Raw genomic sequence first — 14565 nt, forward strand, 5'->3', positions numbered from 1 at the left:
GACGCGCAGCAATGAGCCACCACGAACCCTCCCCCCGCACCTATCGGCTTGAAGACCGCTATACCCTGACGCAGGGCCGGGTTTTTCTAACAGGCACGCAAGCCTTGGCGCGGATTATGATGGACCAGGCCCGACGCGACCGTCAGGCCGGGCTGAACACGGCGGGGTTTGTTTCGGGTTATCGCGGATCGCCACTGGGCGGGCTGGATCTTGAGCTATGGCGCGCAAAGGACCGGCTGAAGACGGATCGCATCACGTTTATGCCCGCCGTGAACGAAGACCTCGGCGCAACGGCGGTTCTGGGTGCGCAACAGGCCATTTTGGACCCGCATTGCGAGGTCGAGGGCATCTTTTCGATGTGGTACGGTAAAGGCCCTGGTGTCGACCGATCAGGCGATGCATTGAAACACGGAAATGCATATGGGTCTGCGCCAAAAGGTGGCGTGCTGGTCGTGGCAGGCGATGATCATGGTTGCGTCAGTTCTTCGATGCCCCATCAGTCGGATGTGGCCTTCATGTCGTGGTTCATGCCGACATTGAACCCAGCCTCGGTCGAGGAATATTTGGAATTCGGCGAGTACGGGTTCGCTCTGTCCCGTTTCTCAGGCACGTGGGTCGGGTTCAAGGCGGTCTCGGAAACGGTCGAAAGCGCGCGGTCCGTCGATCTGCACCCAGATCGCAGCTTTTCCCTGCCGCAGATCGACTTGCCCGAACTCGGTTTGCACGTCCGCACCGCCGATTTGCCCTCGCCCGAGATCGAGACCCGCATCCAACACAAGTTGCGCGCCGTTCGGGCCTTTGCCGAAGCAAACCCCATCGACCGGCGTATTTATGACATCGACAGTGCGAAGTTCGGCTTCGTGACCACCGGCAAGGGGCACCTCGATCTGATGGAGGCGCTGCGTTTGCTGGACCTTGATGAAGCCGCCTGTCGCCGCTTGGGGATCGACATCTACAAGGTTGGCATGGTCTGGCCGCTGGCCCGTCGCAACGCGTTGCGCTTTGTGAAAGGCAAGGCCGAGGTTCTGGTCGTCGAGGAAAAGCGCGGCATCATCGAAAGCCAGTTCAAAGAATATTTCTATGACTGGCCCGGCGACAAACCCCATAAGATGGTAGGTAAATATGACAGCCATGGCGAACCGCTGATCCCATGGACCGGGGAACTCAGCCCTTTGATGCTGGCCCCTATTGTTGCCGCCCGACTTAACACGTTCTTCCCTGAAGAAAACCTGCCTGCCAAAGCGCGTGCACTGACTGAGACAGAACCGCCCGTGATCAACGTCCCGGGCGCAACACGGACACCCTATTTCTGCTCGGGCTGCCCGCACAATACATCAACCAAAGTTCCAGAAGGCTCTACCGCTGCCAGCGGCATTGGTTGCCACGTAATGGCATCTTGGATGGATCGCGAGACGGTCGGCTATGCACAGATGGGAGGCGAAGGCGTACCCCATGTGGTGGCCTCACAATTCAATGGCGGCAAGCATATCTTCCAGAACCTTGGCGAAGGGACGTGGTACCATTCTGGATCACTCGCAATTCGTCAGGCGGTCGCGGCCGGGACAAATATCACGTATAAAATACTCTACAATGATGCGGTCGCAATGACCGGAGGGCAACCAGTGGATGGACCTGTCAGCGTTGCAGGCATTGCCCAAACCTGCCGGGCTGAAGGCGTTGCGCGGATCGCGCTGGTCTCGGACAACATTGCCAAGTTTCACCGATCCGATTTCCCGGCTGGCACCACATTCCACGACCGGGCAAAGATGGACAGCCTGCAACGCGAACTGCGCGACATACCCGGAGTCACGGTCCTGATCTATGAACAGACCTGCGCCACCGAGAAACGCCGCCGCCGCAAGCGTGGGACAATGGAGGACCCCTCGACGTTCGTCTGGATCAATGATCTTGTCTGCGAAGGTTGCGGCGATTGTTCGGTCGCATCGAATTGCCTGAGCGTTGAGCCGCGAGAAACCCCGCTAGGGCGCAAGCGCAAGATCAATCTAAGTTCGTGCAACAAGGATTTTTCGTGCTTGAACGGGTTCTGTCCGAGCTTTGTGACCGTTGAGGGCGCAACCCGGCGAAAGCGGGCCATAGATCTGGACCTCGACGCGCTTGAGGCAGACCTGCCAGACCCAAAGCTTCCGTCTTTGGACACACCGTTTGATCTGCTTGTGACAGGCGTGGGTGGCACTGGGGTTGTCACGGTTGGGGCCCTGATCACTATGGCCGCGCACCTGGAAGGCAAAGGTGCCTCGGTCCTGGATTTCACCGGATTTGCGCAGAAATTCGGCACGGTACTCAGTTACATCCGCCTTGGCGCAGCTCCGGATGCGCTTAACCAAGTACGCATAGATCAAGGCGCTGCGGATGCGGTGATTGGCTGTGATGTGGTGGTGAGTTCGGCCCCCAAAGCCTCAGCTCATTATGCCCGCGGGACACGCGTTGTGCTGAACAGGGCTGAGATGCCCACCGGCGATCTTGTCCTGCGTCGCGATGCCCAATTGCGGGTCGATAAGCGGGAACAGGCGATCGCAGATGTGGTTGGGGTGGACAATCTCGCCAGCCTTGACGCAAATGCAATAGCTGAGGCTCTACTGGGGGATTCCGTCTTCGCCAACGTCATTTTGCTGGGTTATGCATGGCAAAACGAGCTGGTTCCGGTATCGCATCTTGCATTGGCTCAGGCCATCTTGCTGAACGGTGTTGCCGTCGAAAAAAACCGGCTGGCCTTTGCTCTTGGGCGTTGTCTGGCGGCTGACCACGACCGCATTCACGGGCTGGCACTACCCGAAGAGGCAAACGGCACCTTGGATCAGGTGATTGCGCGTCGGATGGCGTTTTTGACAGATTATCAGGATGCCGCATATGCGGATCGCTATGCGCAACAGATTGAAGCAATCCGCGCGTCGAACCCGAAAATATCCGACGATATTCTAGAATCCGTAGCCCGTAACCTGTTCCGTTTCATGGCCTATAAGGACGAGTTCGAAGTAGCCAGGCTGCAAACGTCCCAAAACTTCGACAACGAACTGAAGCAACAATTCGAGGGAGATTTCAAAACCAGTTACCACTTCGCCCCGCCAATGCTGAGCTGGCGCAAGGACGAACGGGGCCGCCCCCTCAAGTTTGCACTGGGCCCATGGATGCGCCCGGTTCTGCGGGGACTGTCCCGTCTACGTGGTTTGCGCGGCTCGGTCCTGAACCCCTTCGGCTATCACGCCGAAGCGCGACTGCATCGAGATATCCTAAACTGGTACCAATCGCTGTTGGGCATGTATCTGACAAACCCCTCCGCCCATTCCGAGGCCGAGTGGCTGGATGTGCTGTCAGCTGCGGACCAGATACGCGGTTTCGGTCCAGTACGGGAAGAAAGCTATGAGAACGCGCGCGCAATGGCGCGTTAACCAAGCACCGAGAAACTGCTATCGGTATTGACCGGTCGCTTGCGGGAATAAAAACCGGTGTCGATTGTGCGTCCAATGTAAGGCAGTTCAAACTGCATCGGCTTGTCGTCATGATCCGCACCGCCTTCGACGTAGTCGATCAGCGCAGCCATCATTTTGCCCGCAATCGGCGCGTTCTTGTATTGGTTACCGCTGGTGCCGCAGGCCATGTAAAACCCCGGCAGGCTGGACTTGTCATAGATCGGAATCCAGTCAGTCGAGGCATCATACAAATCCACCACCCCACGGGTTCTGGAGGGTATCCCCAAGCTCGGGACCCGCTGGGCATAACGCATGGCCTGCGTGGTCCATTGATCCGTAAAATCGTGGTTATAGCTTACATCATCTTCGCACCATTGATGCGGATCACATGCCGGATCCTCGGAACCGATCAGAATATGATTGCCATGTTCTGGACGGCAATACAGCGCGATATCACTATCCGAGACAATTGTTCCTTGCGTTTCGAAATCAAATCCTTCGGGCGCGGGTACATGCACCACCTCCTGCCGCAGCGGGCGGGTTTGAATGGTCATGTCACCCAGAACCCCGGCCATTTCGTTGACAAGCGCTGACCCGGGACCGGCAACATTCACCACCACTTTGGCGTGGATTTCTTCACCAGAGGCAAGTCTGACACCTGCGACGCGCCCCTGCTGCGACAGGATTTCGCGCACGTCTGCGCCCGTTCGCACTTCGGCACCATGCAGCTTGGCGGCATCCATCAGGTTTTGCGCCGACAAGGCTGGATCGGTCACATAGCCTGCTTTCGGCCAGAACACTGCGCCCTGAATCCGATCTCCGTTCGGTTGGCCGAACTCCGGATCATCCATGCGCCGCGCCGGGGCAAAGCTGTCCAGAGAATAGATCGGCAGACGTTCGGTAATCCGCTCAGGTGTCCATTCTTCAAACGGACAATCCAGTTCGGCGCTGTATTTCTTATGTTTCTCAAGAAACCCATTGGCCTCGGTCTTGACGACCAAACAACCGGTCTCACGAAACTGCGCCAAATCGGCTGTGTCGGGCAAGCCCAGATAGTTCGCCCAATCACGCCAATAGTGATAGCCTTCCCAAGCGAACGCGGTTCCATCGAGGGTCGAATAATGCATCCGAATTATCGCGCAAGAGCCTGCGGTCGAGCCATGCCCAACCTGCGCATTGCGATCCAACGACAGAGTTTTCCAACCGGCCTTGGACATCTCGAACGCGATGGCGGCTCCGATCACACCGGTGCCAATGATGATTGCGTCAGGTTGGTTCATGTCCTGCCCCTTCCCAGAAACGTTTCGCATATGCGCTGAATTCGGTGATTTCCTCGGGTCGCGGTTCGACCCCTGTAAAAACATAAAGGTAGTGTGGAACCATCGACAGCCTGATCGCCAATGGTTCGTTTAACTGCGCCAGATCATATCCGATCTGCATATAATATAGCACCCGCGCCCGCGTCTCTGCCTCGGTCTCATCATAGTTGAACCGGATGAACATCGCGCGCAGCGCGGCCAGGCGACGGGCATCGGACTGGTCCAGCATACGCCGCACCTTTCCCGATCTTCGTGCCCAATCCCGCACAGCAAAATCAAGCGCCGTATCAAATAGTTCGGTATTCACAACGCAGCGCTGAACATTGCACACCGCAGCCGTGATCGTTTCAGCAGGCAATTCGGATTGAGCGATCAAGGCCGCGGTATTTGTCGCCTGCCACCGCGCCAGCAGCGCATCCAGTAATTCCTGCCGCGACTTGAAGTACCAGTAGAATGATGAGCGCGAGACCGCCATCCGCTCGGCAAGGTTCATGACTTTCACCTGCTCGACCCCGTCCGAAATCAGGACGTCCATGGCCACGTTCAGCCAATCATCGCGCGTGACCTTGACGTTACCAATCAGTGGCTCAGCTTCGGGATCGTCCCTGTGCAGGATGGGTTTGGTGCTCATTCAACTCTCCGGCGGTGCGCCGCCCTCTTCTGTACGGCGCGCTATGAAATCCTTCAACGCACCAAGGCGATCCGTATCTGATGCCGGTGCTTTGAAATTTGCCAGGATTTCCTTCCATACACCGGTCGCGCGATGGTTGGCGTCGATCGCGCCACGCTCGGTCCAGGTGCCATAATTTGCGTAATCATGCAGGTGCGGCTCATAAAATGCGGTATTATAGCGCTCCATCGTCTGACTGGTGGCGAAGAAATGTCCGCTGGGTTCAACCTCGCTCAGCGCAGTATCAAACCCGATCTCTACACCATTGGCCTGTGCCCCTGCACAAAGCTCGGCCACCATGTTCAACACCTCGGCATCGCAGATCATCTTCTCGAAAGATACCGTCAGGCCACCTTCGAGCCACCCGGCCGAATGAATGATCACCGTCGCGCCGGCCATCAGGCAGCCCCACAGACCAAACTGGTTTTCGTTGGCGGCCTGAACGTCGTTGATATTCGCCGCAGATCCCGCCGCAGACCGCCATGGCAAACCCAGATGCCGAGCCAGCTGCCCCGCCGCCAAAGACGCCTGAAAATGCGAAGGCGTCCCGAATGCGGGCGCCCCCGATTTCATGTCGACATTGCTGGTGAAGGTCCCATAGCACACCGGCGCACCGGGTTTGGTCAGCTGGGTTAGCGTCAAGGCCGCAAGCGCCTCAGCATGAGACAGCGTGATGGCCCCGGCCACCGTGATCGGAGCCATAGCGCCCATCAGGGTAAAGGGCGTGATAATCGACATTTGCCCATGGCGCGCAAAATCGATCAGCCCCTGCGCCATCGGGATATCCAGCGTCCGCGGGCTGTTGGTGTTGATGATCGTGTAACAATGGGCGTTAGCGCGGAACTCCTCATCAGACAGGCCGCGCGCCGTCGAGAGCATCTCGAAGCAGTCCATCACTTGCGGTGTCCCCCGCGAGAAGAAAAACGGGAACTTATCCGTCAGTTCCATCTGCGCCTGGGTGGTGAAATAGTGCCGCACGTTGGTCGGCACGTCTTGCGGTTCGACCTGCGGCGAAATCATCTGGAAGACATCAAAGTGGTGGGTGAGCTTTAGGAACTCCAGATAGTCCTGCCCGCTCGCCGGTCTCCGACCGCGTTCCAGATCGGTCGCGTTAGGTGCGCCAGCGCCGGGTTGGAACACCAAAGAGCCCAGCTCCAAAGTGAAGTCCCGCCGCCGCGCGCCTGCGCGGCAGGCTATGGATTTCGGGGCCGAGGCCACAGCGGCCTCAACCATATCCCGCCCGATAAAGACCATTTCGCTGTCTTCATCCACGCGTGCGCCACCCTGCGCATAGATCCGCCGCGCTTCGGGCAACAGAACTTTCACGCCCAACTCTTCCAGCGTGCGCAAAGCGGTGTTGTGCATTTCTGCGATTTGATCTGCGGGGAACACTTCCATCTGCGGAAACGGATTGCGCAATTGGCGATAATTCACATCGCGAGTGGGTTGCGGGGCAGCCTCTGCTCCGCGACCACGCCGTCGGCGTCTTTGACCCAAGTCCGACATGGTCAACCTCGCATCGCTTTGCCCAGCGGGTCATAGGGCGACGGCGCAATCACGCGGGCCGGGCGTTCGACACCGACCACATGCACCGACAACTCGGTGCCCGGTTCAGCCTTGTCTCGGTTGACCAAAGCCATGGCCAGCGACTTGCCCGTGTAGTGGCCATAGCCACCCGACGTGACAAATCCAACGCGCTCATCCCCGGCCCAGATCGGTTCATACCCACTGGTATCGGCGTCCAGCGCATCAACCTCAAGCGTCACTTGAACCTGTGCCGGTCCATTGCCATCGCGTTCAGCCAGCGCGGCCTCTTTGCCAACGAAATCCTTGTCCCAGTCGACCCAGCGATCCATTCCGGTCATGCCGGGCGTGTAAAGCTGAGTGAACTCTGCAGACCAGATGCCAAAGCTCTTCTCAAGCCGCGTCGACAACATCGCGTTGAAGCCGCATTCGCGAATGCCGTCCCCGGCCCCAGCCTCAAGCAGCATCCGGCGCAGTTTGATGTGATCGCCATAGCGGCAGTTGATCTCGTACCCTTTCTCGCCCGTCACTGACATCCGGGCAACGCGGGCACGCACCAGACCGATATCGAAGTCACCGCAGCCCATGAATTTCAGGCCCGAGATGTCCTGTTCTGCCAGTTTCTCGACCACGGTCTGCGATTTCGGTCCAACCACGGCAAAGCCGCAATATTCCTCACCCAGATCGCGGATGTTCACACCGTCCATCATGTGATCATCGAACCAGCGCATATGCCAGGCCCGCAGGTAATAGCTGCCCATGATCCACCAAGTGCCATCACCCCAATTCAACACCGTCAGATCACCCTTGAGGCGACCGTTCTCACCCAGCATCGGAGCCAGTTTGGCACGCCCCGGCGCAGGCAGTTTCGAGGCCATGATCCTGTCCAGCCAAGCCTCGGCATTTGGACCTGTGACCTCAAAGCGCGAAAAGCCAGAGATATCCAGCAGGCCCACGCCTTCGCGGATGGTCTTGCACTCCTCAGCTACGATGTCGTGCGCATTCGAGCGTTTCAGCGTCGGCGTCTCTTCAAAGCCCTTGGGCGCAAAGTAAAGCGGTACTTCCAGATCCCAGCTGACGCCCCATTTGCACCCCGCCTCGGTCATTGCATCATGGGCTGGGGCCATCTTCAGCGGGCGACCTGCGGGCAGTTGCTCGTTCGGGTAAGTCATCACGAAACGACGAGAATAGAACTGACCGGTTGTTTCGCGGATGTAGCGTTTGTTCTGAGCGAAATCGCCATAGCGCGCCACGTCCATAGGCCATGCGTCGGCCTCAGGCTCGCCATGGATCATCCATTCGGCCAGCGTCTTACCAACGCCGCCACCCTGCAGGAATCCGGCCATCACCGCACAAGCTGACCAATAACCGCGCTTGCCTGGGACCGGACCGACCAGCGGGTTGCCATCGGGTGAGAAGGTGAACGCGCCGTTCACCCATGTTTTGATGCCAACATTCTGGATCGACGGGTACCGTTCAAAGCCCAGCGTCAGCTCGTTCTCGATCCGGTCGAGCTGTTCCTGGAACAACTCTTCACCGTAGTTCCACGGCGCACCGTCCATAGCCCAGTGCTCGTGATCGACCTCGTAGATGCCCACCAGAACGCCCTTCTGGTCCTGTCGCATATAGGTGAAGCCTTCAAGATCAACCGTCATCGGCATCTCGAAATCCGCCTCGGCCACCTCAGGCACCGTATCGGTGATCAGATAGTGGTGTTTCAGCGGCGAAACCGGCAGCTCCACTCCGGCCATGCGCCCCACCTGTTTGGCCCAGAGGCCAGCAGCGTTGACCACATGTTCACAAGTGATAGTGCCTTTGTCGGTCACAACTTCCCAACCATCCGCAGTCTGTGTCAGGCTTTCGACCTTGGTTTCTTCGTAGTATTCCGCGCCACGTTTCTTGGCCGCTGTTGCATAAGCCTGAACCGTACCGGTGGTGTCGATGTAACCTTCGCGATCCGCCCACATTGCGCCCAGCACGCCGTCGGTGGACATGATCGGGCAGCGTTTCTGCGCCTCCTCTGGCGACAACAACTCACAGTCGTCGATGCCAATAGACTGGAAAATGCGGTAGTTGGCCTGCAGCCACTCCCACCGTTCGGGTGTGCCTGCCAGCGTCAGTCCACCGGTCATGTGCAGGCCGATATTTTGGCCCGATTCTTTTTCGATCTCGCTCAGCAGATCGATCGTGTAGGCCTGAAGTGATGCCATGTTCGGATCGGCGTTCAACGCATGGATACCGCCCGCCGCGTGCCACGAGGACCCCGAGGCCAAACGCCGCCTTTCCAACATGACCACATCTGACCAGCCAAACTTGGCGAGATGGTACAGAACCGAGGCGCCGACAACGCCGCCACCGATGACTACGACACGATACTGAGATTTCATCCTGCGCTCCCCTGCATGACTCGCAGAGGACGCTAGAGGCACTGTTCACTTCTGTCTAGACATTTCTGTACAGTTCGAGGGACAGCACCCGGATCAGCTTAAAGCCGGGCGCTCGGGCGTGTCTGAACGGCATCAAACCAGGCGCGTGTGGCCGTGTTCTCTTCTGGGATACGCATCTTGATGACACGTGCGAAATCGACAAACACAAATGTGGTGATATCGGCCAGTGAAAACATGTCACCCGCAACGAAACCGCTCACTTGCAGACGGGCCTCAAGCAAATCGAAGAAGGCACGCACCCGCTCAGCCCCCCGCTGCGCTAGTTCAGGGATTTGCGCGTGGTTTGCAGGCCCGGTGATCGCGCGGCCTTTGAACGAAGGATGGGTGTTGCGCAAAGTTTCCGCGATTGGTGCGCCACATTGTTGTTCGGCGATGGCATTCCACATCAGAATTTCGCCTTTTTCATCCGGCGTTTGCCCCATCAAGGCAGGTTCCGGAAAGCGCGCCTCGAGATAGGTGGCGATGCCAAGATTTTCTGTAAGCGTGGTACCTTGATCCGTAACAAGCACAGGAATCGTTGCACCAGGGTTCACAGCCCGGAAAGCATCGCTAAGCTGTTCACCCTTGGCGATTGAGATATCGCGGGTGTCAATCTTCAGCCCCTTTTCCGCGATAAACATCCGAGCACGGCGCGGGCTTGGCGCGGTCGAGCAATCGTAGAAAAGCATTTTTGACGGTCCCCTCCAAAGCTTCACGCCTCAGACGTTAGACCGGCCCGGTACTACAGCGCGAGTCGGATCACACAGTGACCCTACGGCAGATCAACGCCGATAGATGAAACAGCGCCCGTCGACCGCCCCTTCTGGCAGCGGCACCTCGGTCAGTGTTTCGAAATACATACGATCGCTGGAAACCATCAGTCCGTCCCGCGACAGAAGCGGTTCGATCAAAGGTGAGACGAGGCGGGCAAAAGCATCATTCTTTTGCCGGTTGTGTCCCCCAAGATCGGCATGGATCAGACTGGCTGACGCGCCAAATCGCGTGACCGAAGCAGGCAATGTTTCGCGCACATCACCGAGAATCACCAGATCATCGGGCGGTGTCGAATCGGGATGAGACGCAACGGCCCGTTCAAAAACATAAACGGGACGGTCCTGAATGTGCTTAATCATGTGGTGATATGTGCGCCCATTTCCCAATCCCAGCTCAAAAACCGGACCAGGCTGCCCCGTGGTCTGCGCGATGGCAAAGTCCAGACAAGCACGTTGCGAGACCATTCGGTCAATGAACAGATCCAATCGGCTTTGTTGCTCGGACACGGGGCACCTCTTTCAAAATCATTCGACACCAGTCAGGGAGCGATTGCGCCTTTGATGGCAAAAACTCAAGACTTTGTGTAGCCATACGGCCCGAGTTTCACGATTCCGCGACAATTCGGGTGAAGAAGGTGTTTGACTACGCCGCCCCAACCGCGCGAAACTGCTCAAAAAAGACAGGGAGTTCACAAAGCCGATGTTTTCTAGCGGCCAGACGGGTGGAAAACCCGCATGAGTGCGTTGTTGTCCGTTCGGGATCTCAGCATCGGCTTTGGCACGGGTCCATCCGTTGTCCAAGATGTCAGCTTCGAGGTCGAACCCGGGCAGACACTTGCATTGGTTGGAGAATCCGGTTCGGGCAAAACGATTTCCTGTCGCGCTGCACTGCGTATTCTGCCGCGTACCGCCCAGATCCGTAGCGGAACGATCACACTGAACGATTCCAAAGGCACCGCTAATCTGATCGAACTGAGTGAAAGACAGATGCGTGGTATTCGCGGCAATCGGGTTTCTATGATTTTTCAGGAACCGATGCGATCTCTGTCACCGCTTCACAAAATCGGAAATCAGGTCAGCGAAGTTCTTTGGTTGCATCGCGGCGCATCCGATGCACAGGCCCGCAAAGAAGTTCTGACCCAGTTTGAGAGGGTTGGTTTCCCCGACCCTGCCCGCGCCTACGACAGCTATCCGTTCGAGCTGTCCGGCGGCATGCGCCAGCGCGCCATGATTGCCATGGCCATGGTGTCCAAGCCTGAATTGCTCATCGCGGACGAGCCAACCACAGCCCTGGATGTTACCACCCAAGCGCAGGTTCTTGGGCTGATCAAAGAGCTGCAGCGCGAGACCGGTATGGCGCTGATCCTTGTCACCCATGACCTGGGTGTAGTTGCTAACATGGCCGAGCGGGTGGTCGTCATGCACAAAGGCCGCGTGATGGAAGCTGGCCCGGCAGCACCAATTCTGAACGATCCGGCGCACCCCTATACGCAGCAGCTGTTCGACGCTGCGCCTGAGATACCCGATCAGGATGCCGTCGGCATACCGATGCCCGACGAGGACCTAATTCTGCAGATGACCGGGGTCTCAAAGACCTACACGATGCGATCGAGCAAAGGTTGGAAAGCCGACAAACTGATCCATGCCTGCCGGGGCGTAGATATGAAGCTGGCGCGCGGCAAGACGCTTGCAATCGTTGGCGAAAGCGGGTCTGGCAAAACAACCGCCGCCAGAATCGCTCTGGGCGCTGAACTGCCCGACCCGGGCGGCAAAGTTCTGTTCAGAACAACAAGGGATTCCGAACCGATAACGGTTCACAGTATGACACGGACCGAGCGCACCGCGTTTCAGCGCAAGGCGCAAATGGTGTTTCAGGATCCCTATAGCTCTCTTAGCCCCCGTATGCGCATTCAGGATGCCATGACCGAGCCGTTGGAGATACACCGCCTCGGCACCGTGGCAGAGCAGCGCGACAAAGCGGCCGCAATGTTGCAGCGGGTCGGGCTGAATGCCGATATGCTCAAACGCTATCCGCATGCGTTTTCTGGAGGACAACGACAGCGCCTATCTATCGCCCGCGCAATGATGCTGGACCCGGCGCTGATTGTTTGTGACGAGCCAACCTCGGCACTGGATGTATCCGTTCAAGAGCAAATTTTGACCCTGCTCGAAGAACTGCAGGACAGTCTGAACCTGTCTTACCTGTTCATCTCACATGATCTGGCCGTCGTCGCGCGCATTGCCGACGAAGTCGCCGTCATGCGCCGGGGTCTTGTGGTGGAACAAGCCCCACCCGAAACTCTGTTCTACAATCCACGTCATCCCTATACCAAGGCACTGATTGCCGCCCAGCCGGAACCAGATATCAATCGCCCGATTGATCTGAAACTGGTTGCGTTAGGTGCCGGTTCTCCCGACAGTTGGGATGACGCCTTTCGATTTTCCGACTCCGTGATACCTTCTTTGGTAGAGTTGGAGCCCGGCCATAAGGTACGTTGCCATGTTTAAGACCACTCACCGATTGATTTTGGCCGCGACGCTGGCCTTCGCAGGAATGCTGCCCGCTGCGGCAGAAATACCGTCTAATCTTCAGGAAAACGCGTTCTGGCAAACCGAGGTTGAAAGCGGTGACCTGCCACCGGTTGCTGAACGTATTCCGCAAGATCCGCTGATCGTGGACTTAGCCGCCAAAGGTCGCGAATTCGGCGTACCCGGCGGTACACTGCGCACGATGGTCACCCGGTCCAAAGATATTCGGCAAATGGTGGTCTATGGCTACGCAAGGCTTGTGGGCTTCGATCAGGATTACAACATCGTCCCGGATTTGCTGGCTTCTTTCGAAAATGAAGACAATCGCAAATTTACTTTGAACCTGCGACCCGGCCACAAATGGTCAAACGGATCCGCGTTCACATCCGAAGACTTCCGGTATTGGTGGGAGGATGTGGCCAACAACGAATTGCTCAGCCCTTCAGGCCCACCAGATTTCCTGCTGGTTGAAGGCAAAACACCCACCGTCACCTTCCCCGACGAAACAACAGTTGTATTCGAATGGGATGACCCCAACCCGAATTTCCTGCAATCACTTGCTCAGGCGCGGCCGCCCTTTATCTATCGACCGTCTGAGTTCCTTAAGCAATATCACGAGAAGTTTGCAGACCCCGAAGAACTGGCATTCAAGGTCGAAGATGCGCGGGTAAAAAGCTGGGCGGCGCTGCATAACAAGTTGGACAATCTATATAAGTACGACAATCATGAACTGCCGACGTTGCAGCCATGGCTCAACGCAAGTTCGGGCAAGAAAATCCGGCACAACTTTGTCCGTAACCCTTATTACCATCGGGTGGATTCAAATGGGGTTCAGCTGCCCTATATCGACGTAGTCGAAATGGAAATCGTCGCACCGGGTTTGGTCGCGGCCAAAGCAAATGCGGGTGAAACCGACTTGCAAGGTCGCGGATTGGCATTCCGCGATGCCTCGATCTTGAAAAAGGGCGAGGCTGAAGGTGGATACAAGACGCTTCTGTGGAAAACAGGCGTCGCGTCGCAGATCGCGATTTATCCCAATTTGAACTACACTGACGATGCGTGGCGCGAGGTTCTGCGCGATGTACGTGTACGCAGGGCACTGTCGCTCGCCATTGATCGCAAGACGATCAATCAGGCGCTCTATTTCAAGCTGGCCCAACCCGGCGCGATGTCGGTTCTGCCCGCATCGCCCTTCTACGACGAAGCGAATGCGCAGGCTTGGGCACAGTATGACGTCGACAAGGCGAATGCTCTGCTTGATGAGGCTGGGCTGACCGAGCGTGACAAAGATGGTATCCGACTGTTGCCCGACGGGCGTCCGATGGAGCTGATCATCGAAACCGCAGGTGAGCGGCAAGAGGTTGAAAATGCCCTGCAGATCGTCACGGATACCTGGCGTGAGATCGGAGTCGAACTGGTCATGCGACCATTGGATCGAGACATCCTGCGCAACCGGGTCTTCTCGGGCAATACAATGGCGTCGGTCTGGTTCGGCTGGGATGACGGCATTCCGCAAAGCCACACATCGCCGGCCTATCTCGCCCCGACCGATCAGGTCTTTCTGGCATGGCCTAAATGGGGCCAATACTATCAGACAAATGGAGGGTCGGGCGAACCACCAGACATGCCCGAGGCCGAACTTCTCATGAAGCTTGCCCACGATTGGGAAATCGCCTCCACGGATGAAGAACGCGGCGCAGTCTGGTCTGAGATGCTGAAAATTCACGCTGACCAGCTTTATGCGATCGGCATCCTGAACGGCGCACCGCAGCCTATTGTCGTGTCGAACCGCCTGCGCAATGTGCCTGAGCAGGCCATGTGGGCATGGGAACCCGGCGCACATTTCGGCATTCACCGTCCCGACGAGTTCTTCTTCGCCGACTAATTCAGGAGCAG

Annotated in this window: 9 protein-coding genes; 3 read left to right on the top strand and 6 right to left on the bottom strand. The window is 57.5% G+C overall.

Going from position 1 to position 14565, the window contains the following annotated elements:
• Nucleotides 1-11: 11 nt before the first annotated feature.
• Nucleotides 12-3407 carry an indolepyruvate ferredoxin oxidoreductase family protein gene (locus ACR0JG_RS16170; protein WP_480571032.1) on the top strand — a complete coding sequence of 1132 codons (3396 nt, stop codon included), beginning with the start codon at nucleotides 12-14 and terminating at the stop codon, nucleotides 3405-3407.
• Here the strand turns inward: ACR0JG_RS16170 and ACR0JG_RS16175 are convergent.
• The 6 genes from ACR0JG_RS16175 to ACR0JG_RS16200 all read right to left on the bottom strand — a co-directional run bounded on the left by ACR0JG_RS16175 (nucleotide 3404) and on the right by ACR0JG_RS16200 (nucleotide 10647).
• A complete protein-coding gene (locus ACR0JG_RS16175) occupies nucleotides 3404-4708 on the bottom strand; it encodes an FAD-dependent oxidoreductase (protein ID WP_170511276.1) in 1305 nt (434 codons plus the stop codon). The two genes, ACR0JG_RS16170 and ACR0JG_RS16175, sit on opposite strands and share 4 nt — an antisense overlap.
• On the bottom strand, nucleotides 4695-5378 hold the full coding sequence (locus ACR0JG_RS16180) for a TetR/AcrR family transcriptional regulator (RefSeq protein WP_170404600.1): 684 nt from the start codon (nucleotides 5376-5378) through the stop codon (nucleotides 4695-4697). Before ACR0JG_RS16180 ends, ACR0JG_RS16175 begins: the two co-directional genes overlap by 14 nt.
• Complete coding sequence (locus ACR0JG_RS16185; protein WP_480571035.1) at nucleotides 5379-6923, bottom strand: trimethylamine methyltransferase family protein; 1545 nt, start codon at nucleotides 6921-6923, stop codon at nucleotides 5379-5381.
• A gap of 2 nt (nucleotides 6924-6925) precedes the next feature.
• The gene (locus ACR0JG_RS16190; protein WP_480571038.1) at nucleotides 6926-9328 is read right to left on the bottom strand and encodes a GcvT family protein; all 2403 of its coding nucleotides are present in this window, start codon (nucleotides 9326-9328) and stop codon (nucleotides 6926-6928) included.
• 98 nt (nucleotides 9329-9426) lie between these two features.
• Entirely contained in the window at nucleotides 9427-10056 is a 630-nt protein-coding gene (locus tag ACR0JG_RS16195; RefSeq protein WP_170564505.1) for a glutathione S-transferase, read from the bottom strand.
• Nucleotides 10057-10149: 93 nt separating this feature from the next.
• Nucleotides 10150-10647: a class I SAM-dependent methyltransferase gene (locus tag ACR0JG_RS16200; protein ID WP_480571041.1), complete on the bottom strand. Its 498-nt coding sequence runs from the start codon at nucleotides 10645-10647 to the stop codon at nucleotides 10150-10152.
• 228 nt (nucleotides 10648-10875) lie between these two features.
• Here ACR0JG_RS16200 and ACR0JG_RS16205 point away from each other — a divergent pair, with 228 nt between their 5' ends.
• Both ACR0JG_RS16205 and ACR0JG_RS16210 read left to right on the top strand, forming a co-directional pair.
• Entirely contained in the window at nucleotides 10876-12648 is a 1773-nt protein-coding gene (locus tag ACR0JG_RS16205; RefSeq protein ID WP_170511264.1) for an ABC transporter ATP-binding protein, read from the top strand.
• Nucleotides 12641-14554, top strand: coding sequence for an ABC transporter substrate-binding protein (locus tag ACR0JG_RS16210; protein WP_170647404.1), 1914 nt, complete (start codon nucleotides 12641-12643; stop codon nucleotides 14552-14554). The genes ACR0JG_RS16205 and ACR0JG_RS16210 overlap by 8 nt, the downstream gene beginning before the upstream one ends.
• The last annotated feature ends 11 nt before the right edge of the window (nucleotides 14555-14565 follow it).

The organism is Ruegeria sp. AD5 (assembly GCF_056542345.1).